This window comes from Pseudoalteromonas sp. GW168-MNA-CIBAN-0100 (assembly GCF_040309225.1).
Classification (GTDB): domain Bacteria; phylum Pseudomonadota; class Gammaproteobacteria; order Enterobacterales; family Alteromonadaceae; genus Pseudoalteromonas; species Pseudoalteromonas arctica.
This window is the reverse complement of sequence record NZ_JBEOOL010000563.1, coordinates 1-272: the sequence shown is the minus strand read 5'-3', so window position 1 is coordinate 272 and position 272 is coordinate 1. Positions and strand designations below refer to the sequence as shown.

Annotated in this window: 1 protein-coding gene; it reads left to right on the top strand. The window is 41.2% G+C overall.

The window, feature by feature from the left end:
• Window positions 1-17: 17 nt before the first annotated feature.
• The coding region (locus tag AAEY62_RS22440; RefSeq protein WP_350636621.1) for a hypothetical protein at window positions 18-272 on the top strand (255 nt) is incomplete at its 3' end.

The window sequence follows — 272 nt, the reverse complement described above, 5'->3', positions numbered from 1 at the left end:
AGTCAGGACAGGTGAATGTGTCGAGCCCTAAGCGGATTAAGCTGCAAACCTCAGCAGGAGCATCCATTACGATAGATGATAGCGGTATTAAGCTGGTGTGTCCGGGGACGATTAAAGTTCATGCGGTGAAGAAGAGTTTGGTAGGCGGAGGTAAAGTTAACGCGCCAGTGATTTCCTTAGTTAAGTCTGGGTTATTCAGTAAAGCTTTTGATTTAAAAAAACTTATTCCTCAAGATTTAATTGACCAAGGTATTAGCTATAAGCTTATTAAT